The sequence below is a fragment of the Rhodoferax aquaticus genome (assembly GCF_006974105.1).
GTDB classification, from domain to species: Bacteria; Pseudomonadota; Gammaproteobacteria; order Burkholderiales; family Burkholderiaceae_C; genus Allorhodoferax; species Allorhodoferax aquaticus_A.
In genome coordinates this window covers 1,277,967-1,297,963 of sequence record NZ_CP036282.1, presented here as the reverse complement: position 1 = coordinate 1,297,963, position 19,997 = coordinate 1,277,967, and the positions used below count along the sequence as shown (strand labels likewise).

Here is a 19,997-nt window from a genome sequence, read left to right as displayed (position 1 = left end):
CGCCTTAGTCTCAGGCCGCACTCGGTATAGCAAGCCCACGCTGCACCGCTGGGCGGGCTACAAAGGCAGCCAGCACGCGCGTCACTTCGGGAAAGTCAGCCATACCCACCAAGTCACCCGCCTCGTAAAAGCCCAGCAAGCCGCGCACCCACGGGAAGATGGCAATGTCGGCCACTGTGTAGGTGTCGCCCATGACCCACTGCCGGCCCACTAAGCGTTGGTTCAGCACCGCCAGCAGGCGCTTGGTCTCGGCCACGTAGCGGTCGCGTGGGCGCTTGTCTTCATAGTCTTTGCCCGCAAACTTGTGGAAGAAGCCCAGCTGCCCAAACATGGGGCCTATGCCGCCCATTTGGAACATCAGCCACTGCAAGGTTTCATAGCGGCCTGCCGCGCTGGCGGGCAGCAGCTGGCCGGTTTTCTCGGCCAAGTACATCAATATGGCGCCGGACTCAAACAAGGCCAATGGCTGCCCGTCTGGCCCCTGGGGGTCGATGATGGCGGGGATCTTGTTGTTGGGGTTGAGCGACAGGTACGCAGGTGTCAGCTGGTCATTGGTTTGAAAGCTCACCAAGTGCGCCTCATAAGGCAGACCCAGTTCTTCCAGTGCAATGGAAACCTTCACGCCATTCGGCGTGGGCAGGGAGTACAGCTGCAAGCGCTCAGGGTGCTGGGCAGGCCATTTGTGGGTGATAGGAAAAGCGGCAAGTGCAGAGGGAGTGGTCATAAAGAGTCTGTATATGGAGTTCTGGATATAGGCGCTATATGCGGTTTTCCAAGTCTGCACTCTACCGGCCACCGAGCAATGCTGCGAAAATGGGGGGTTGCCCACCTTGGGCCCCCTTATTCAAGGCACACCATGGCGTATTCCGTCAAAGAAATTTTTTACACCCTGCAAGGTGAAGGCGCCCAACAAGGCCGCGCCGCCGTGTTTTGCCGCTTTGCGGGCTGCAACCTGTGGAGCGGCCGCGAAGAAGACCGCAGCAGCGCCGTCTGCCAGTTTTGCGACACTGACTTTGTAGGCACCGACGGCACCGGCGGCGGCAAGTTCGCCACGGCGGACGCACTGGCCGACGCTGTGGCTGCCGCATGGGGACCCACTGGCCCCAGCTACCGCATGGTGGTGCTGACCGGCGGCGAGCCCTTGCTGCAAGTAGACGTAGCACTCACCCAAGCCCTGCATGCGCGTGGCTTCTTTATCGCGGTAGAAACCAACGGCACCATTGCCGCCCCCGAGGGCTTGGACTGGATCTGCGTGAGCCCCAAAAGCGATGCGCCGCTGGCCCAAACCAGCGGCAGTGAACTCAAGCTGGTGTTCCCACAAAAAGGCGTAGACCCCGCGCGCTTCACCGGCTTGGCGTTTGAGCACTTCTACCTGCAGCCCATGGACAGCCCGCTGCGCGCCGACCATACCGCCCAAGCCATTGCCTACTGCCAGGCCCATCCGCAGTGGCGCTTGGGCGTGCAAACCCATAAAACCATTGGAATTCGATAATGTTTGAGATCAGCCAGCGTTTCTTTTTTGACGCCGCCCACACCCTGCAACGCGAGATTGAGGCCGAAGGCAGCCGCCGCGTGCATGGCCACACCTACCACGCCGAAGTGTTTGTGCAAGGCGAGGCCAATGCCTCCGGCATGGTGATGGACTTGGGCTTTATCCGCCGCGAAGTGGCGGTGCTGCGCGAGTCGCTAGACCACCATTTTTTGGACGAAGTGCCCGACCTGGGCACCCCCACTCTCGAAAACCTGTGCGCCTACATTTACAAGCGCCTCAAACCCATATTGCCAAATTTGTCAGCCGTCACCGTAGAGCGCCATTCCATTGGTGACAAGTGCACGTATAGGCCTGCACAGGGCTGACTTGCCCCGTGCTCAGGCACAGCCCCCATGGCTAAGCCCCATTCGCACAGCGCAGTGCGATTGGGTGCACAAAATGACCATAAAAGCGGTCTATTTCAGCGCAATTGCGCGCATTTGAGCCCGGTGCTATAGTGACTTGGCGTCAGTTGGTGCATCGTGGTTTTCACTCAGTGGCAGGGTGGTTTGCGGGGTTGAACTGAGTGTTCTGCGCATCTGGCTGGTGGGCGTTTCAACCACTCTCAAGGACCAAGCCATGAAGAACTGGATAGCATCATTAGGCCTCGCACTGCTCAGCATGAGCCATCTGGGCGCGGCCCACGCCAATAGCTTTGCCGACTTACGGACCAAAATGACCGCAGCACGCGAGTCGCTGGTGGTGATGGCCACTACCAAAGAAAAGCGCGGCCCAGACCAACAAGCCTTGGTGAAAGACACCGCCAATTCCGCCAGCGCAGCGCTGGCCAAGCTCAAGGCCCCCGCTGGCAAAGAGGCCCAGTTCAAAGAACTCAATGAAACCTGGGCTGCATTCAAGAAAACCCGCGAAACCGAGCTGGTACCCGCCATTCTGGGCGGTAAAGAAGAGCTAGCCCTCAAACTTGCGGGCGGCATTCAAAAAGAACGTTTCACGCGATGCATGTCCTTGCTGTCAGAGCTGGGCGGCTGATTTCACGCACCACCGCCGACTGGGCTACTTTTAACTAAAAGCGGCTCGCTCAACACACCGCGGTGCGCTGCACGGCCGCCTCCGACTTCCCTCTTGTCAACCAGAGCAGCTGCAAATGAACCTCAATGACCTCAAAATTGGCACCAAACTCAGCATCTTGCTGGGGGTCTTGGTGACCGCCCTAGTTTTACTGGGGGTCTTCGGTATTAGCACGCTGGGGCAAGCCAACGAAGCACTGCGAAAAACACACCAAGAGCATTTGGTACCCACGGAGCAGCTGGGCACCATAGAAGCCCTGATGGAAGAAAACCAGCTCTTGCTGCTGCGCGGCATTAGCAACCCCTCACCCGACAACGTAGAAAAGTCGCTCAAGCAAGTCGGCAGCAACATCCAGCGCATCACCGAAACTTGGAAAGCTTACAAGGCCATACCCCACAGCGAAGAGGCCAACAAGCTAGCAGACGAATACTTTGCCAAGCGCACCGCGTTTGTAGACCAAGGGCTCAAGCCCGTCATACAAGCCCTGCAAGACAAGAGCCCCGCCCGCGCGGCTCTGGCCTCAGAAAACATGGGCACCCTGTGGGACCAAGTGGCCCCGGTGCTGCGTGCGCTCAAAGTTATCAACATCAAAGAGTCACAAGCCAACTTTGACGCCTCGTTTGCCAAGGCGCAAACCGCGCGCAACATGACCATTGCAGCAGTGCTTGCCGCAACGCTCTTTTGTATCGGTTTTGGGCTCTACCTGATACGCAGCATCACACGGCCTTTGGCCCGGGCGCTCGACGTGGCCAATGCGGTGGCGGTGGGCGACCTCACGCGTGACATTGCGGCCAGCGGTGCTGACGAAGCGGGCCAACTCATGCAAGCGCTACAGCGCATGCAAACCACGCTGCGCGCCTTTGAGGCGGCGCAAATAGAAACCGGCCGCAACCACAGCCAAGGCATGGTGGACTACCGCATGCCGCTGGACGGGCTGGCGGGCTCTTACCAGTCTATGGGCGAGTCCATCAATGCACTGGCCAGCGGCCACATTGCCACCAAGGCCAAAATTGTTGCGGTGGTGAGTGACTACGCCGCAGGCAAGTTAGACACGCCGATGGACCGTTTGCCCGGGCAAGAGGCGCGTATCAGCGAAGCCATTGACGCCGTGCAGCTGGCACTCAAAACCGCGGCCACTGCAGCGCGCGCCAACCTGCGCATTCGCAGCGCACTCGACAGCCTGCCTGAGGCGGTGACTGTGTCGAATGCACAAGGCCTGCTGGTGCACGGAACGCCCGCTGCGCATGCCTTATTGCAGCGCCTCAGTGACTCCAGCGAGACCAACGAAAGCCGCTATGGCCGCCCAGTCAGCGACCTGTTCAGAGACACCAGCACCGCTGCCAAACTCAGTACCGCACTACAAACCGATGCCAGCACCGATGTGCTGGTGCAAGGCCGTAGCCTGCGCATGCTGTCCAAACCCATTGTGGACGGTGCAGGCGCGCATATTGGGCGTGTGACCCACTGGGTAGACCGCACCGACGAAATTGCGGCAGAAAACCAAGTGTCTGGCTTGGTCAACGCGGCGGCCCAGGGAGACTTCTCACAGCGCCTGGCGCTTGAGGGGCGCACGGGCTTCTTTGCAGCCCTGTTTGGGGGTATGAACCAGCTCATGGCCACCAGCGAGCAAGGCTTGGGCGACATTGCCGACCTGCTGGACGCCTTTGCCAAAGGTGACCTCACCCAACGCATAGACCGTGAGTACGCCGGCCTGTTTGGCCAAGTGAAAGACAGCGCCAACTCCACAGCCGAGAACTTGGCACGGGTGATGGGCGAGGTGCGTGCCGCGGCTGACGCGCTTACCGGTGCAGCCAACCAAGTAAGTGCCACGGCGCAATCGCTCTCACAAGCGGCTTCAGAACAAGCCAGCAGTGTCGAAGAAACATCCAGCAGCATGGACCGCATGTCCGCCTCGATCAACCAAAACAGTGACAACGCCAAGGTCACCGAAGGCATGGCCACCAAAACCAACCGAGAAGCCACCGAAGGCGGCAAAGCCGTGACCGACACCGTGCAAGCCATGAAGCAGATAGCCGCCAAGATTGGCATCGTGGACGACATTGCTTACCAAACCAACTTGCTGGCACTCAACGCCGCCATTGAAGCGGCACGTGCGGGTGAGCATGGCAAGGGTTTTGCGGTGGTGGCCGCGGAAGTGCGCAAACTGGCCGAGCGCAGCCAAGAGGCGGCCAAAGAGATTGGCGACCTGGCCAGCAACAGCGTGGCCACCGCCGAGCGCGCAGGCAAGCTCTTGGGTGAAATCGTGCCCAGCATCCAAAGAACCAGCGAGCTGGTGCAAGACATTGCAGCCGCTAGCGCTGAACAAAGTGAGTCGGTGGTGCAAATTGGCGGGGCCATGGGGCAGCTAACCAAGGCCACCCAACAAAATGCCTCGGCCTCTGAAGAGTTGGCCGCCACCAGTGAAGAGCTCAGTGGCCAGGCAGAACAACTGCAGCAGAGCGTGGCCTACTTCAAGCTGGGGGGCGACACGCCCTTGGTAGGTAACCGCCACGCCCAGCGCGAACGACAAGCGGAGCGGCGCACGGGTAGCCCCCGCCTTGCGCCTCCCCTCATCCCCACAGCGGTGCGTGGGGGCGGCGGCAACTTCAAACCCTATTGAGCACACAGAATCAATCACCAGCCTGCAGTTATTTACGTGAGGAAACTTATGAAAGCTCTCAGCAATCTCAAAATCGCGGTGCGACTGGCCCTGCTGATTGGCCTGATGGTCGCAACCTTGGTCGGCATGGTCATTTTTGGTCTCTCCAAAATGGCAGAGATTGAGGGGCGCCTGGAAGACATTACCAAAGTCAACAATGCGGAACTAGCGCATGCGGTCACCATGCGCATCTCGGTCAACCAAGTGAATATTGCGGCGCGTGACCTGATTCTGTCCAGTGACCCGGTTTACCGCGAAACTTTGATAGCAGACTTAAAAAAGGCGCGGGCCAATTACGACGCGGCTGAAGATGCACTGGGCAAAATGTTCGCAGCTGAAGATAGCACCACCGACGCAGAGCGCAAGCTGTTCGACAAAATCAAGGAGCAAAAAACCATCGGACGGGCGGCTTTAGGCCCCGTGATTGAGCTGGCCATGCAAAACAAGGATGCGGAGGCCGCCAAGCTGCTGCAGGCCAACGGCGAACCCAAGCAGAAAGAATGGCGCCTAGAACTTGGCCAACTCGCGGACTTGGAAGCCAGACTCAACGACGAGGCCACGGCTGCAGCCCAAACCGCTTACGCATCTAGCCGCACCACCATGATCTACACGGCGGCAATTGCCGTGGCACTGGCTACGGCGCTTGGGTTCTTGATCAGCCGCAGCATTACCCGGCCCATAGGCACTGCCCTTGAAGCCGCTAACACCTTGGCGCGCGGGGACCTGAGTCGCCCCATCGTGGCGGAAACCACCGACGAAGGCGGCAAGTTGTTACAAGCCATGGGCCACATGCAAGTCACGCTGCAAGGTTTTCAGAAGGCCCAAAGCGAGATGGCGCGGCAGCACGAGGCCGGTGTCATTGGCCACTACATCGACGCCAGCCAATTACCCGGCGCGTTTGGCGAACTGGCCACCAGCACCAATGCGATGGTCAAAGCGCACGTCGACGTGAAGTTCAAAGCGCTTGGTTTGGTGAGCGACTACGTGCAAGGCAAGTTTGACGAAGCCATGCCTGAGTTGCCCGGCGAAAAACGCAAAGTGACTGACGCAGTGAACGCCGCGCGCGACAGCATGGAAAAAGCCACGCATGCGGCAGTGGCCAACCAGCGCGTGGTGCAAGCCCTGAACAAAGCCAGCACCAATGTGATGATTGCCGACACCAGCAACACCATCATCTTCATGAACGACACGGTCATGGACATGATGCAGCGCAATGAGGCCGAGTTGCGCAAGGTATTGCCGCAGTTCACCGCGCGCAACCTCATTGGCCAAAACATCGATGTGTTTCACAAAAACCCCGCCCACCAGCGCAACATGCTGGCCGCCCTCACCACCACGCACCGTACCCAAATCACGGTGGGCCGTCTCACCTTTGGCTTGAGCGCCAACCCCATCACCGACGCGAGCGGCAAGCGCATTGGCACGGTGGTGGAGTGGTTTGACCGCACGGCCGAAGTGGCGGTGGAGAGCGAAGTCGCTGGCGTTGTGCAAGCTGCAGCCGCTGGCGACTTCAGCGCGCGCCTGAGCACCGAGGGGAAAACCGGCTTCTTTGCGGGCTTGACGACCGGCATGAACCAGCTGATGGAAACCAGCCAAGTGGGCCTGAGCGACATCGCCCGCTTGCTGCAAAGCTTCTCGGAGGGAGACCTCACCGCCCGCATCGAGCGCGACTACCAAGGCTTGTATGGCCAAGTGAAAGACAGCGCCAACGCCACGGCCGAGAACCTGACACGGGTGATGGGCGAAGTGCGCGCCGCTGCGGACGCGCTGACCGGAGCTGCCAACCAGGTGAATGCCACCGCGCAATCGCTCTCGCAAGCGGCGTCTGAGCAGGCCAGCAGTGTGGAAGAAACCTCGGGCAGCATGGAGAGCATGTCAGCCTCTATCAACCAAAACAGCGACAACGCCAAGGTGACCGACGGCATGGCCACCAAGGCCAGCAGAGAGGCCACCGAGGGTGGCACCGCAGTCACCGAGACGGTGCAAGCTATGAAACAGATTGCCGCCAAGATTAGCATCGTGGACGACATTGCCTACCAAACCAATTTGCTGGCGCTGAACGCCGCCATTGAAGCCGCCCGCGCGGGCGAGCACGGCAAAGGCTTTGCCGTGGTGGCCGCTGAGGTGCGTAAGCTGGCCGAGCGCAGCCAAGAGGCGGCCAAAGAGATTGGCGACCTGGCCAGCAACAGCGTGGCCACCGCCGAGCGGGCAGGCAGGCTGCTGGGCGAGATCGTGCCTAGCATCCAAAAGACCAGCGAGCTGGTGCAAGAGATTGCCGCCGCCAGCACAGAGCAAAGCGAGTCGGTAGTGCAAATTGGCGGCGCCATGACGCAGTTGTCCAAGGCCACGCAGCAAAATGCGTCGGCCTCCGAAGAGTTGGCTGCCACGAGTGAAGAGCTCTCAGGCCAAGCTGGCCAGTTGCAAGACAGCATTGCCTTCTTCAACATTGGGCAAGAGGCCGTGCCTACGCGTGGCCGACTAGAAGCGCCGGTGCGCGAGCGCAGGGGCGCCACGCCCTTGTTGAGCGCCCCCCTGCGCCCGGCCCCAGTGCGCGGCGGTGGCGGCAACTTCAAACCTTATTGAGCTGGGGTAGCCGTGTTGCGCATCGCGGGCAAATGTTGAACGGTTGCATGCTATATGCCCGAGCCCATCAACAAAGCCGACCTAGACCGCTTGGTGGCGAGCTTGATCGAGATGCGCGACACGCTCACCAACCTGTCTTTGGCCATGAAAGACCTGGCCTTTGAGACACTGCATGCGGGAGATGAAGACTTGGCAGAAACGCTGAGGCAGCTGATAGACAAGGCCAAGCAAGGCGCGCCGCCCTCTGGGCCTAACTCCAGCACAGACTAGTTACCGTGAGGAATAGGCAAGCAATGCCCAGCGCCCCCTAGGCGGCGCAGGCAAGCATTGGGTGGCTACGCAGAGTCTAGGGCACTGCGGCCAAAGGCCTGCAGCATGGCCAGAGCCATGCCAGGGCGGGCGCGAATGGCGGCTACATCAAAGCCAAACTTAAAGTAAGGCTCGTACTGTGGGTACTCGGCCAAGTCTTCGTCACCCACCAAGCGCATGCCCATGCTCCACTTGGCGAAGTGGCGCTGCGTGATCTTCTCTTCCGCCATGAGCTGAATATTGTGATGGCGCTTGTCTAGCGCGATACGCGAATAGGTAACACGCACAGCCTCAGCCGGCCCTTCAATCACCTGCATGAAGCGGCCTTTGGTATAGAGCAGCATGCCTGTCACACCGTTGGCTCTGTTGTGCTTAACGGCCGAAGCATGGATGGGCTCTAGCTCGGCCTCCGCGTGGTTGGCCAGGTCGCTCAGGTAAATGATTTGGATCATGGACATCGGTTAGCTCCTGGTCGCCTGCGGCGCTCAATAAGGTTTGAAGTTGCCGCCAGCACCGCGCGCGGTAGGTGCTTTGGCAGGTGCACCCAAACGCGGGGCAACGGCCCTGCGGTCGTGGGCCACGGGTTCGTGGCGGCTGCGTACCTTGGCCGGCATGTCGTCCCCAATATTGAAGAAGGCAATGCTTTGCTGCAATTGCTCTGCCTGCCCAGACAACTCTTCGCTGGTAGCGGCCAACTCTTCGGAGGCCGACGCGTTTTGTTGCGTGGCCTTGGACAATTGCGTCATGGCACCGCCAATTTGCACCACCGACTCGCTTTGCTCTGAACTTGCGGCCGCAATCTCTTGCACCAGCTCGCTGGTTTTTTGAATGCTGGGCACAATTTCGTCGAGCAGCTTACCGGCCCGCTGCGCGGTGGCCACGCTGTTGGTGGCCAGGTCACCAATCTCTTTGGCGGCCTCTTGGCTGCGTTCGGCCAGTTTGCGCACCTCAGCGGCCACCACGGCAAAACCCTTGCCGTGCTCGCCAGCCCTGGCGGCCTCGATGGCTGCGTTCAGCGCCAGCAAGTTGGTTTGGTAGGCGATGTCGTCCACGATACCGATCTTGGCCGCAATTTGGTTCATGGCGGTGACGGTTTGGCTCACCGCACTGCCGCCCTCGGTCGCCTCTTTGCTGGCTTTGGTGGCCATGCCGTCAGTGACCTTGGCGTTGTCGCTGTTTTGGTTGATGGAGGCTGACATAGCATCCATGCTGGCAGTGGTTTCTTCCACGCTGCTGGCTTGTTCTGACGCAGCTTGGGAGAGCGACTGGGCGGTGGAACTCACTTGGTTGGCAGCGCCGGTCAGCGCGTCCGCCGCGGCACGCACCTCACCCATGACACGCATGAGGTTGTCGGCGGTGGAGTTGGCGCTGTCTTTCACCTTGCCAAACAGGCCTTCGTAGTCGCGCTCTATGCGTTTGGTGAGGTCGCCTTGGGCAAAGGCTTCCAACACATCGGCCACGTCGTTGAGTCCGTTTTCGCTGGTGTCTAGCAACTGGTTCATACCGCTGGAGAGTGAGGCAAAGAAGCCGGTTTTGCCCTCGGTGCTCAACCGCCTGCCAAAGTCTCCGTGGGTGGCGCCCTCCACAATGGCGGCCACCTCATTCTCCACACCCACTTCAGCGGTGCGGTCAGCCCACTCCACCACCGTGCCCACGCGCACGCCTTGGGCATCCAAAATGGGGTTAGCTATCAAACCAAAGTACAAGTTGCCCACTTTGATTTGGGTTTTGTAGGTACTGCTCAGGCTGGCGAGCATGCCGCGCTGGTGCGCTGGGTTTTTGTGGAACACATCAATGTTTTCACCCATGAGCTTGCGCGAGTCAAACTGCGGCAGGCTCTTGCGCAATTCGGACTCATTGCGCTGCATCATGGTGGTGACGGTTTCGTTCATGTAGACGATGTGGTTCATCGCGTCGGCAATCATCACATTGGTGGTGCACTTGTCCAGCGCATTCTTGATGCGGGTGTTCTCTGCCATGAGCTTGAGTTCCACATCACGTGCCTTGATCTCAGCAGTGCGGTCTGCCCACTCCACCACCGTACCAACACGCTTGCCCGCCGCATCAATGATGGGGTTGGCAATCAGGCCGAAGTACAGGCTGCCCACCTGGATTTGCGTTTTGTAGGTGCTGCTCAGGCTGGCCAACATGCCGCGCTGGTGCGCAGGGTTCTTGTGGAACACATCAATATTGGCACCAATGAGTTTGTTCGCGTCAAACTGCGGAAGGCTCTTGCGCAGCTCGGCCTCGTTGCCTTTCATCATGGCAGCCACGGTTTCGTTCATGTAAATGATGTGGTTGCTGTCGTCGGCAATCATCACGTTGGTGCTGCACTTGTCGAGCGCGTTTTTGATGCGCGTGTTCTCTGCAGCCAGCTTGAGCTCTGCCTCGCGGGCGGCCAGCTCTACCGTTTTGTCGGCCCATTCCACCACGGTGCCCACCCGTTTGCCTTCGGCGTCAATGATGGGGTTGGCAATGAGCCCAAAGGTCAGGCTGCCCACCTGGATTTGTGTCTTGTAGGTGCTGCTGAGAGCGGACAACATGCCGCGCTGGTGGGCCGGGTTCTTGTGGAACACATCGATGCTCTCGCCGATGAGCTTCTTGGCGTTGAAGTTAGGCAAGCTCTTGCGTAGCTCGGCCTCATTGCCCTGCATCATGGCAGCCACAGTTTCATTCATGTAGATGATGTGGTTGCTGTCGTCCGCAATCATCACATTGGTGCTGCACTTGTCTAGCGCGTTTTTGATGCGGGTGTTTTCAGCCGCGGCCTTGAGTTCTGCATTGCGCGCTGCAATTTCGGCGGTGCGGTCCGACCACTCCACCACCGTGCCCTGGCGCACGCCTTCTTTGTCGACGATGGGGGTGGCGACCAAGCCAAACACGCGGCCACCTACGTTGATTTGGGTGCGGTAGGTTTCACGCAAACGCCCCAGCATGTCGCGCTGATGCGCCGGATTTTTGTGAAAGATATCGATATTGGAACCTAACACCGTGGCGGTGCTGAAGTTCGGCAAGTCTTTGCGGATGTCGCTCTCTGCAGTCGACAGCATGCCGCTGACCGACTTGTTCATGAACACCACGTTGTTGCCAGCGTCCGCAATCATCACGTTGCCCGTGACCACTTCTAAGGCGTTGCTCAAGACTTGTGCGGCTTTCAGCTGCTGCGCTAGGCTGCTGCTTTTGGCTTGTGCTGTTGCCAGCTCAGCCTCTTTTTGGGCCAGCTTGCGCTGCAAGCCATCGATGGCCGCCGCTTGCTCCGCCAACTGGGCACCACTGAACAACTGGGACAAAAATGAGGGGGTAGTCTGACTCATGCTTCAACTCCTAAACGGTGTGGATACGGGTCTCTTTGAACTAAGTGCGCCACTTGGCTTGGCGCGCGCTCAACGCAAACATTCGAAGGCCAAGGCATGGCTGGGCTGCCGCTTTGTACGACTAGGGACTAGAAACAGGGCTGAACACGGCATTGGCAGGCGTAGCTGCCAAAGAGACAAGGGAGCCGCCACGCGCAGAAGGTCGCGCGCCCAAGCCAGCGCGCCTAGGACCCAGCGCCCATCGGCCCATCACAATACTGCTGCATAACTGCATGTCTGATTGCACAAAGTCCCCCTTTGAATTCGTAAGAAGTCAGGGTCAATGCAGATACACACTGAGGCGTACCACATTGACCTGTGTCATTCAAACACAGAAGAAACAAATATTCAATGGGAAATTAAAGGGTAAATCACGGGGAGTGGTGGAGCCGCTAGGTGCGGTCCACAGCCAGGAGCTGAGGGTAGTTCTGCGGAGCAGCCACTACAAAATAGATAGCTGCCTGCGCTTATTCTACGAGCGCAAACAGCTATTTAGCTCTTGGAAGCAAGTCCAAGAAGGAAGTCAGGCCGCTCCGATGTGGGGAATCAAGCCCCCTACAGGCTGCCCGTTTTTCAGCGCCGCAGTGAACGCCAGCATGCGGTCGATCGGCAAACGCGCACGGTCGATGAGGCGGGCATCTACATGGACTTCATTCAAGCCATGTTCTAACACTCGCGCCACACCCGCTAGGCCGTTCATGGCCATCCACGGGCAGTGGGCGCAGCTTTTGCAGGTGGCACTGTTGCCGGCGGTGGGGGCTTCAATAAAGGTCTTGCCGGGGTTGAGCGTGCGCAGCTTGTGCAGCATGCCGTTGTCGGTAGCCACGATGAAGGTGTCGGCATCCAGGGTCTGCGCCGCCTTCAAGATGGCGCTCGTCGACCCCACGGCATGCGCCAATGCCACCACGTCTTGGGGCGACTCGGGGTGCACCAGCACTTTGGCTTGGGGGTGCTCTTTGATCAGCGCTTCCAGCTCAAAGGCCTTGAACTCGTCGTGCACGATGCAGGCCCCCTCCCAGAAGACCATGTCGGCACCGGTCTCACGCTGGATGTAGCCGCCCAGGTGCTTGTCAGGCGCCCACAGAATCTTCTGGCCCTTGTCTTTGAGCGCGCGCACGATGTCCAGCGCGCAGCTGCTGGTGACCAGCCAGTCGGCACGCGCTTTAACTGCAGCGCTGGTGTTGGCGTAGACCACTACCGTGCGGTCGGGGTGGGCATCACACAACGCGTTGAATTCTTGAATAGGGCAGCCCAAGTCCAGCGAACAGGTGGCGTCCAGATCAGGCATCAACACCGTCTTGTGGGGCGACAAAATTTTGCTGGTCTCGCCCATGAACTTCACGCCCGATACCACCAGGGTTTGGGCGCTGTGGTCGCGGCCAAAACGGGCCATCTCTAGGGAATCGCTCACCAGGCCGCCGGTTTCTTCGGCCAGGTCTTGCAGGTCGGGGTGCACATAGTAGTGCGACACCATGACGGCGTTCTTTTCCTTGAGCAGCCGTTTGATCTTGTCTTTGAGCGCGGCGCGCTCAGCCGGGGTGGGCTCCACGGGCACACGGGCCCAGGCGTGTTGGGTGGAGCAAGCCGGTTGCTCGTATTCAACGTCGATGACATCGGATGCAGACATTACAGGTCCTCACATCGCATAGAGAAGTCGGTGGCTTTGACGTCTTTGGTCAGCGCGCCGATGGAGATGCGGTCCACACCCGTGGCGGCAATGTCGCGCACCGTGTCCATGCTTACGCCGCCCGAGACTTCCAGAATCGCGCGGCTGGCGTTCATCGCCACAGCCTCGCGCAGCATAGGCAGGGGCATATTGTCCAAGAGCACCATCTTGGCTCCAGCGTTTAGCGCTTCTTGCAACTGCGCCAGCGTCTCGACCTCGATCTCAACAAACTTGGCATGCGCCGCAGCAGCATGGGCGCGTTGCAGGGCCGCCGTGACACCCCCTGCGGCCGCAATGTGGTTCTCTTTAATGAGCACCGCATCAAAGAGGCCGATGCGGTGGTTGGTGCCACCACCCGCAGTCACCGCGTACTTTTGGGCCAAGCGCAGGCCAGGCAGGGTTTTGCGGGTATCAACGATGTGCGCGCGGTTGCCGGGGACGGATTGGACCGCCGCCACATACGCAGCGGTTTTGGTGGCCACTGCGCTCAGCAGCTGCAAAAAGTTAAGCGCCGTGCGTTCGGCCGTCAACAAGGCTTGGGCATTGCCTTCAAACTCGACCACCACTTGGTCTACGTGGCAGCGCTGGCCTTCACGCACATGCCAAATCATGGCCGCGCTGGGGTCGAGGGCCGACACCGCCGCATTGGCCCATGGTTCGCCGCAGATGACGGCTCCCTCGCGGGCGAGGATGCGGGCCCGCACACGGCGGCGGGGGTCAATGAGTGCAGCGGTCAAGTCGCCAGTGCCCACGTCTTCACGCAATGCGTGGGCCACATCCGCTTGGGCCAGCGCGGCAATGGCAGAAGCTGAAAAGTCAAAATAGGTCATAGTTCCAAATACGGGGTGACGGTTCAAGGTTGCCATTGTCTAACAGTGGGGGCTGCGGGGCTTGACATCGCCCCGGGGCCGCTAAAATGCGCCAAAGAGGTTAACCCATGAATATTTTCCGCCGCGCCGACTACAAATCTGAAGCCACCCAGTTTATTGACCAACTGAAGGTCGCTAAACCCACCTTGGAAGCGGAGCAACTCGCAGGCCGCGCCTTGTTGTGGGACAAACAGCTGGACCGCAACGGCATCAAAGACATGCGCTCCGGCGATGTGGCTCAACAGCCCTACGTGTACCAAACCGCTGGCAAATAAGCGCATTTCTTGCCTCTAGCGCCCGTAGCTATTGCGCAAGCAGCTATTCATTTAATAGCACCCGTATGACGCAAGAGTCTGCCAGCAGCGGCGCTGACGCGCCCGCATCCCTCTCCAGCATGCCCGAGGTGGTGGACCATGTGGCAGTGGCTCGTCTGTATGGTGAACCGCTGTTTGCCATGCCCCAAGATTTGTACATCCCGCCGGATGCGCTGGAAGTGTTTTTGGAGGCGTTTGAAGGGCCGCTGGACTTGCTGCTGTATCTGATTCGCAAGCAGAACTTCAATATTTTGGACATCCCCATGCTCAGCGTGACCAAGCAGTACTTGGTGTACGTGGAGCAGATCCGCAAGCGCAATTTGGAATTGGCGGCCGAATACTTGCTTATGGCGGCCATGCTGATTGAAATCAAGTCACGCATGCTGCTGCCGCCTAAAAAAACGGCGGATGGCCAAGAGGCAGAGGACCCACGGGCCGAACTGGTACGCCGCTTGATCGAATATGAGCAAATAAAACTGGCTGCTGCCCGCCTCAACGCCATTCCGCAGCACGGGCGGGACTTTCTCAAGGCTGAGGTGTACATGGAACAAGCCTTGCAGCCCCGCTTTCCTGACGTGAACGCGGACGACTTGCGCGAAGCCTGGCGCGACATTCTCAAGCGGGCCAAGCTGGTACAACACCACAAAATCACCCGCGAAGAGCTGTCGGTGCGCGAGCACATGAGCATTGTCCTGAAGAAGCTGCAAGGCCGCCGTTTTGTCGGATTTGAAGAATTGTTTGACCCCCGCAGCGGCACCCCTGTGCTGGTGGTGACCTTTATCGCTTTGTTGGAACTGGCCAAGGAAACCTTGATTGAAATTACCCAAGCCGAAGCTTTTGCCCCGATTTACGTGCGGCTTGCGTACTCCACCACCTAATCCACTATCTCAGCTAGGCGCATTGCAACTGGGGTTAGTATTCGCCCCAATTCAAGTGACTGGCGCTGCGCACCAAGCGGTTTTGGCGCTGCAGCCCTCCCCCCCGTTTCTTTGTTGATGGAACCTAAAAAGCCATGGCACTAACCAACGACTCTCAGGCAGCAGCGCTGCATGCCACGCCCTACGGCACCCTGCCCCCCGCCTCCCCCATGCCCAGCCGCAAGCCCATTAGCTTGCCGCGGTTGCTAGAGATGCGTTTGCGTGGCGAAAAAATCACCATGCTGACCGCCTACGACGCCACCTTTGCCGCCGTGGCAGACGCTGCGGGCGTAGAAAGCATCTTGGTAGGCGACTCCTTGGGCATGGTCTGCCAAGGCCTGCACAGCACGGTGGGCGTGAGCTTGGAGCACATGCGCTACCACACCGAAATGGTGTCACGTGGCCTGCGCCGCGCCCAAGGTACGGCATGGCTCATTGGCGACCTGCCGTTTGCCTCATACCAAGAGTCCAGAGAACAGGCCATGCGCAGCGCCGCTGTCCTCATGCAAGCCGGCGCGCACATGGTCAAACTCGAAGGTGGCGGCTGGACGACTGAAACCGTGCATTTTTTGGTAGAGCGCGGAATACCGGTGTGCGCCCACTTGGGCCTCACGCCCCAAACCGTGCACTCTTTGGGGGGCTACCGGGTCCAAGGCAAAACCCAAGCCAGTGCAGACACGTTGAAAAAAGAAGCACGCGCCCTGCAAGATGCCGGTGCCTCGATGCTGGTGCTGGAAATGGTGCCCGCCCCTTTGGCCACAGAGCTCACCACAGAACTCACGCAATGCGCAACGATTGGCATTGGTGCCGGCAAGGGCACGGCAGGCCAAGTGCTGGTGATGCACGACATGCTAGGGCTGAACTTGGGCAAAAACCCCAAGTTTGTGCGCAACTTTATGGACGATGCACCCAGCATCCGTGGTGCTTTTGAGGCCTATGTAGCGGCGGTCAAGGGCGGCCAATTCCCGGACGACTTGGTGCACGCTTGGTAACTCCCCCACTCTTCTTATGCAACTGATTCACACCATCGCCGAGCTTCGCGAGGCCCTCACCCAATACCGCCACCCGGCCGTGGTGCCCACCATGGGCAACTTGCATGCAGGCCACTTGGCACTGGTGCGCCAAGCCAAACCGCTGGGCGATGTCACCATTTCCACCATCTTTGTGAATCGCCTGCAGTTTGCGCCGCATGAAGACTTTGACACCTACCCCCGAACCTTGGAGGCCGATTGCGCCCAACTAGAGGCGGCTGGCTGCGACATTGTGTTCGCGCCCAAAGAGGCGGAGTTGTACCCCCAGCCCCAAACGTTCAAGATGCACCCGCCCACCGAGCTGGCAGACATTTTGGAAGGCCACTTTCGACCCGGTTTTTTCATTGGGGTGTGCACGGTGGTGATGAAACTGCTGGCTTGCACACAGGCCCGCACCGCGCTGTTTGGCAAGAAAGATTACCAACAGCTCATGGTGATCCGCAATATGGTGAAGCAGTTTGCCTTGCCTGTGGACGTGGTTGGCGGGGAGACCCAGCGCAATGAGGCAGGTTTGGCCTTGTCCAGCCGCAACGGCTACCTGAGCCCCACGCAGCGAGAGGAAGCCTTGCTCTTGTCGCAAACGCTCAAAAAAATTGTGGTTGCGCTGCAAGCCGGTACCACCGACCTGAGCACTTTAGAGTCCCAAGGCATGAACGCACTGCGTGGTGCAGGCTGGCTGCCGGACTATGTGGCCATTCGCCGTCAGGCCGACCTGCAAGTGCCCCGCGAAGGCGATGCCATGGTCGTGCTGGCCGCAGCGCGCCTAGGGACAACGCGGTTGATCGACAACATGGAAGTCTGAGAACTTGCGGAGTCTAGCCACCACGTAACAAAGGGGCCATGGGCCCCTTTGCTGTGTTTACAAGAATCGGTCCAAGATGCGCTTGCTGTGCGCATCCAAAGCAAACTGGTCTCGCACCAAGTATTGGATGCCGTGCACGTCGGCGATGAGCAGCGCATTGTCTTTGCCCAGCCGACGAATGTCTTCGTCACCCCGCAGCACAAATTCGGTATTTCCACGGTCGGTTTGCACGGTCCAAGTGCACGGCGTGGAGAAACTCGACACTGACGCAATGCGCTGCAATACCGGCATGAACTCGCGGGTGCACAAAGCGTCTCTCACCAGGGTTTGCGTGGGCTCGGCCACATCCGAGAGCTGGTCAATCCAGCCCACTTCATGCCCATCGGTACTCACGAGGGAAATGCCGTCTTCGGGCGCTTGAATAGGAAACGCCCGCACCGGCACCACGTTCTGAAACACTTGGCCCTGTGCGTCGGTGAGCTCCAGCGCGCCATAGGCGTTGCGCGCCAATGTGAACGAGGTGGCGGTGATGGTGGTTAGCGCGCTCATGCTGCGTCCTCCAAGAGATTGTTTCTGGCTTGGGCTTGGTACAAATTGAAGTAGGCGCCCTCTGCAGCCATCAGTGCATCGTGGGTACCTTCCTCAACCACTTTGCCACGGTCCAAGACCACCAGTCGGTCGGCACGGTGCAAGGTAGACAAGCGATGAGCGATGGCAATGGTGGTGCGGCCTTGTACCAAGTTTTCAAGCGCTTTTTGGATCTCTTTCTCGGTTTCAGAGTCCACGGACGAGGTGGCTTCGTCCAGAATCAAAATGCGCGGGTCTATCAGCAGCGCGCGTGCGATGGAAATGCGCTGGCGCTCACCGCCCGACAAGCCTTGGCCCCGCTCGCCCACCATGGAGTCATAGCCTTGGGGTAAGCGCAAGATGAACTCGTGCGCATGCGCAGCGCGCGCAGCGGCAATGATCTCTGCGCGCGTGGCGTCTGGTTTGCCATAGGCGATGTTGTCCGCAATAGTGCCAAAGAACAAAAACGGCTCTTGCAGCACCAAGCCGATGTTCTGGCGGTAGTCAGAAATGGCATAGGACCGAATATCGACGCCGTCCACCAAAATCGCCCCCTCGGCCACGTCGTAAAAGCGGCAAATGAGGTTAACCAGCGTGCTCTTGCCCGAGCCGCTGTGGCCCACCAAACCAATCATCTCGCCAGGTGCAATGTTCAAACTAATGCCGCGATTGACCTCGCGGTTACCGTAGCGAAAGCCCACTTCGCGCACTTCAATACGCCCTTCGACCTTGCCCATCGGCACCGGTTTAACCGGCTCAGGCACGCTGGACACGTGGTCCAGAATGTCAAAAATGCGCTTAGCAGCCGACGCTGATTTTTGGGTAACCGAGACGATGCGGCTCATCGAGTCCAAGCGCCCGTAGAAACGGCCAATGTAGGCAATAGCAGCCAGCAACATCCCCACCGTGATCTCGCCTTTGGAGACTTGCCATATGCCAAAGCCCCACACTACCAGCAGGCCGATCTCCGTGAGCAACGACACACTGGGCGAAAACAAAGACCAAATCTTGTTGATGCGGTCATTGACCATGAGGTTGTGGCGATTGGCTTCGCGGAAACGCTTGGCTTCTCGCTGCTCTTGGGCAAAGGCCTTGACTACGCGAATGCCCGGGATGGTGTCGGCCAGCACATTGGTGACCTCGCCCCACACCCGGTCTATCTTCTCAAACCCTGTGCGCAAGCGGTAACGCACAAAATGGATCATCCAACCGATGAAGGGCAAGGGGACCAGCGTGATAAGCGCCAGGTAAGGGTTCATCGAAAACAAGATGACGGCCGTCATCACGATCATGACCACATCACTGGCAAAGTCGGTCAGGTGCAAAGACAGGTAGACCGCAATGCGGTCACTTTCACTGCCCACCCGGGAGAGCAAATCCCCTGTGCGTTTGCCACCGAAGTACTCCAGCGACAACTTCAACAAGTGCTCATAGGTGGTGGTGCGCAGATCTGCGGCGATGCGCTCAGAGGCTAAGGCCAAGATGTAGGTTTTGGCCCAACTCAAGACCCAGGCCAATAAGCCGGCACCCAACAGGCCTGACAAATACCACGCAATGGTGCTGGGCTCGATGTGTTTACCGTTTTGGTACGGTATGAGCACATTGTCGACCAGCGGTATGGTCAAGTAGGGCGGGACTTGGCTCGCCGCAGTACCGAGGAGCATGAGCACAAAACCCAAGGCCAGCTGCCCTCGGTAGGGTTTGGCAAAGCGCCACAGCCGCAGTAGGGTCCAGGTGGACGGTGGCGTGTGTACCACTTTGGTACACACCGGGCACTCTTCTTGGTCAGGCTCTAGCGGGGCCTTACAGCTAGGACATACGTTTTGCAGGACATTTGCCAAGGGTTTGCCATTGACCAAACTGTGCAAATGCGCTTCAAACTGGTCCGCCAAGCGGACCGCATGCAGGTTTTGTCCCAGGGTGAAACGCCAAGTTCCCAAGCGCGCACTGGCGCTCACCAAGTCAAGATGCCCCACGCCTGCATGGTCATGGTGACGCAGCTCTAAACCATCTTGTAGCGACCATTCAGACCATTGCACCGCATCCCCCACCCGCGACAGCAGACGCAAGTTGGTCAGTACCACCAGACCTTTCACAAAGTGCAAGTGCGCGTCTAGGTCAACCTCCAGCGCAGCTAATACGTTTTCTTGGGGTTGAAGCTGTTTTTGTATGTCGTCGCGCCAAAGGGCAGCCAAATCGCCGGGCAAGGCACTGAGGGCTTGGGCTTCAGGATTCATGGGGAAAGGTCTAGGGTTATCCATCGCGCAAAGAGTATTTACGTTGGCATTCACAAAGAATGCACCAAAAAAAGGCGACTAAGCGAGCAAATACGCGCTTTAGGGTCTAAAAACAGGGCCTTAACGCTCA

17 protein-coding genes and 1 pseudogene are annotated in these 19,997 nt (G+C 59.0%); 11 read left to right on the top strand and 7 right to left on the bottom strand.

Going from position 1 to position 19,997, the window contains the following annotated elements; all coding sequences use genetic code 11:
• Positions 1-10: 10 nt before the first annotated feature.
• On the bottom strand, positions 11-724 hold the full coding sequence (locus EXZ61_RS06080) for a glutathione S-transferase N-terminal domain-containing protein (RefSeq protein ID WP_142810002.1): 714 nt from the start codon (positions 722-724) through the stop codon (positions 11-13).
• A gap of 132 nt (positions 725-856) precedes the next feature.
• Here EXZ61_RS06080 and queE point away from each other — a divergent pair, with 132 nt between their 5' ends.
• The 7 genes and pseudogenes from queE (at position 857) to EXZ61_RS06050 (ending at position 8,072) form a co-directional block, all read left to right on the top strand.
• Positions 857-1,492 (top strand): 7-carboxy-7-deazaguanine synthase, encoded by a 636-nt coding sequence (gene queE, locus EXZ61_RS06075; RefSeq protein ID WP_142809999.1) that lies wholly within the window; start codon positions 857-859, stop codon positions 1,490-1,492.
• On the top strand, positions 1,489-1,857 hold the full coding sequence (locus EXZ61_RS06070; RefSeq protein WP_142809997.1) for a 6-carboxytetrahydropterin synthase: 369 nt from the start codon (positions 1,489-1,491) through the stop codon (positions 1,855-1,857). The genes queE and EXZ61_RS06070 overlap by 4 nt, the downstream gene beginning before the upstream one ends.
• Positions 1,858-2,110: 253 nt before the next feature.
• Entirely contained in the window at positions 2,111-2,521 is a 411-nt protein-coding gene (locus EXZ61_RS06065) for a hypothetical protein (RefSeq protein WP_142809995.1), read from the top strand.
• Between the two features lie 115 nt (positions 2,522-2,636).
• Positions 2,637-5,180 carry a methyl-accepting chemotaxis protein gene (locus EXZ61_RS06060; RefSeq protein WP_142809993.1) on the top strand — a complete coding sequence of 848 codons (2,544 nt, stop codon included), beginning with the start codon at positions 2,637-2,639 and terminating at the stop codon, positions 5,178-5,180.
• A 48-nt stretch (positions 5,181-5,228) separates the two neighbouring features.
• Positions 5,229-6,233: pseudogene (locus EXZ61_RS22575) on the top strand (MCP four helix bundle domain-containing protein); the annotation flags it as partial.
• Positions 6,228-7,802, top strand: a complete 1,575-nt coding sequence (locus EXZ61_RS22570; protein ID WP_425353620.1) for a methyl-accepting chemotaxis protein — start codon at positions 6,228-6,230, stop codon at positions 7,800-7,802. The pseudogene EXZ61_RS22575 and the gene EXZ61_RS22570, both read left to right, overlap by 6 nt.
• A 54-nt stretch (positions 7,803-7,856) precedes the next feature.
• Positions 7,857-8,072: a hypothetical protein gene (locus EXZ61_RS06050; protein ID WP_142809989.1), complete on the top strand. Its 216-nt coding sequence runs from the start codon at positions 7,857-7,859 to the stop codon at positions 8,070-8,072.
• 65 nt (positions 8,073-8,137) lie between these two features.
• On the opposite strand, the gene EXZ61_RS06045 is transcribed toward EXZ61_RS06050, so the two are convergent.
• From EXZ61_RS06045 to nadC, 4 genes are all read right to left on the bottom strand, one after another.
• The gene (locus tag EXZ61_RS06045; protein ID WP_142809987.1) at positions 8,138-8,569 is read right to left on the bottom strand and encodes a BLUF domain-containing protein; all 432 of its coding nucleotides are present in this window, start codon (positions 8,567-8,569) and stop codon (positions 8,138-8,140) included.
• A 27-nt stretch (positions 8,570-8,596) separates the two neighbouring features.
• Positions 8,597-11,425, bottom strand: coding sequence for a methyl-accepting chemotaxis protein (locus tag EXZ61_RS22480; protein ID WP_142809985.1), 2,829 nt, complete (start codon positions 11,423-11,425; stop codon positions 8,597-8,599).
• 562 nt (positions 11,426-11,987) lie between these two features.
• On the bottom strand, positions 11,988-13,091 hold the full coding sequence (gene nadA, locus EXZ61_RS06035; protein WP_142809983.1) for a quinolinate synthase NadA: 1,104 nt from the start codon (positions 13,089-13,091) through the stop codon (positions 11,988-11,990).
• On the bottom strand, positions 13,091-13,960 hold the full coding sequence (gene nadC / locus EXZ61_RS06030; RefSeq protein ID WP_142809981.1) for a carboxylating nicotinate-nucleotide diphosphorylase: 870 nt from the start codon (positions 13,958-13,960) through the stop codon (positions 13,091-13,093). Before nadC ends, nadA begins: the two co-directional genes overlap by 1 nt.
• 107 nt (positions 13,961-14,067) lie before the next feature.
• Here nadC and EXZ61_RS06025 point away from each other — a divergent pair, with 107 nt between their 5' ends.
• The 4 genes from EXZ61_RS06025 to panC all read left to right on the top strand — a co-directional run bounded on the left by EXZ61_RS06025 (position 14,068) and on the right by panC (position 17,063).
• Positions 14,068-14,274, top strand: coding sequence for a DUF3460 family protein (locus EXZ61_RS06025; protein WP_142809979.1), 207 nt, complete (start codon positions 14,068-14,070; stop codon positions 14,272-14,274).
• A gap of 65 nt (positions 14,275-14,339) precedes the next feature.
• The gene (locus tag EXZ61_RS06020; protein ID WP_142809977.1) at positions 14,340-15,191 is read left to right on the top strand and encodes a segregation and condensation protein A; all 852 of its coding nucleotides are present in this window, start codon (positions 14,340-14,342) and stop codon (positions 15,189-15,191) included.
• Positions 15,192-15,325: 134 nt separating this feature from the next.
• A complete protein-coding gene (gene panB / locus EXZ61_RS06015) occupies positions 15,326-16,222 on the top strand; it encodes a 3-methyl-2-oxobutanoate hydroxymethyltransferase (protein ID WP_142809975.1) in 897 nt (298 codons plus the stop codon).
• Between the two features lie 16 nt (positions 16,223-16,238).
• Positions 16,239-17,063, top strand: coding sequence for a pantoate--beta-alanine ligase (gene panC / locus EXZ61_RS06010; protein WP_142809974.1), 825 nt, complete (start codon positions 16,239-16,241; stop codon positions 17,061-17,063).
• 57 nt (positions 17,064-17,120) lie between these two features.
• On the opposite strand, the gene EXZ61_RS06005 is transcribed toward panC, so the two are convergent.
• The gene (locus tag EXZ61_RS06005) at positions 17,121-17,612 is read right to left on the bottom strand and encodes a cyanophycin metabolism-associated DUF1854 family protein (protein WP_142809972.1); all 492 of its coding nucleotides are present in this window, start codon (positions 17,610-17,612) and stop codon (positions 17,121-17,123) included.
• On the bottom strand, positions 17,609-19,867 hold the full coding sequence (locus EXZ61_RS06000; RefSeq protein ID WP_142809970.1) for a cyanophycin metabolism-associated ABC transporter: 2,259 nt from the start codon (positions 19,865-19,867) through the stop codon (positions 17,609-17,611). Before EXZ61_RS06000 ends, EXZ61_RS06005 begins: the two co-directional genes overlap by 4 nt.
• Positions 19,868-19,997: the final 130 nt, after the last annotated feature.

Bases quoted from the DNA above. Each gene is read 5' to 3' on its own strand.
- EXZ61_RS06080 (WP_142810002.1), bottom strand. From the start codon at position 724: ATGACCACTCCCTCTGCACTTGCCGCTTTTCCTATCACCCACAAATGG.
- queE (WP_142809999.1), top strand. From the start codon at position 857: ATGGCGTATTCCGTCAAAGAAATTTTTTACACCCTGCAAGGTGAAGGC.
- EXZ61_RS06065 (WP_142809995.1), top strand. From the start codon at position 2,111: ATGAAGAACTGGATAGCATCATTAGGCCTCGCACTGCTCAGCATGAGC.
- EXZ61_RS06060 (WP_142809993.1), top strand. From the start codon at position 2,637: ATGAACCTCAATGACCTCAAAATTGGCACCAAACTCAGCATCTTGCTG.
- EXZ61_RS22570 (WP_425353620.1), top strand. From the start codon at position 6,228: ATGCCTGAGTTGCCCGGCGAAAAACGCAAAGTGACTGACGCAGTGAAC.
- EXZ61_RS06050 (WP_142809989.1), top strand. From the start codon at position 7,857: ATGCCCGAGCCCATCAACAAAGCCGACCTAGACCGCTTGGTGGCGAGC.
- EXZ61_RS06045 (WP_142809987.1), bottom strand. From the start codon at position 8,569: ATGTCCATGATCCAAATCATTTACCTGAGCGACCTGGCCAACCACGCG.
- EXZ61_RS22480 (WP_142809985.1), bottom strand. From the start codon at position 11,425: ATGAGTCAGACTACCCCCTCATTTTTGTCCCAGTTGTTCAGTGGTGCC.
- nadA (WP_142809983.1), bottom strand. From the start codon at position 13,091: ATGTCTGCATCCGATGTCATCGACGTTGAATACGAGCAACCGGCTTGC.
- nadC (WP_142809981.1), bottom strand. From the start codon at position 13,960: ATGACCTATTTTGACTTTTCAGCTTCTGCCATTGCCGCGCTGGCCCAA.
- EXZ61_RS06025 (WP_142809979.1), top strand. From the start codon at position 14,068: ATGAATATTTTCCGCCGCGCCGACTACAAATCTGAAGCCACCCAGTTT.
- EXZ61_RS06020 (WP_142809977.1), top strand. From the start codon at position 14,340: ATGACGCAAGAGTCTGCCAGCAGCGGCGCTGACGCGCCCGCATCCCTC.
- panB (WP_142809975.1), top strand. From the start codon at position 15,326: ATGGCACTAACCAACGACTCTCAGGCAGCAGCGCTGCATGCCACGCCC.
- panC (WP_142809974.1), top strand. From the start codon at position 16,239: ATGCAACTGATTCACACCATCGCCGAGCTTCGCGAGGCCCTCACCCAA.
- EXZ61_RS06005 (WP_142809972.1), bottom strand. From the start codon at position 17,612: ATGAGCGCGCTAACCACCATCACCGCCACCTCGTTCACATTGGCGCGC.
- EXZ61_RS06000 (WP_142809970.1), bottom strand. From the start codon at position 19,867: ATGAATCCTGAAGCCCAAGCCCTCAGTGCCTTGCCCGGCGATTTGGCT.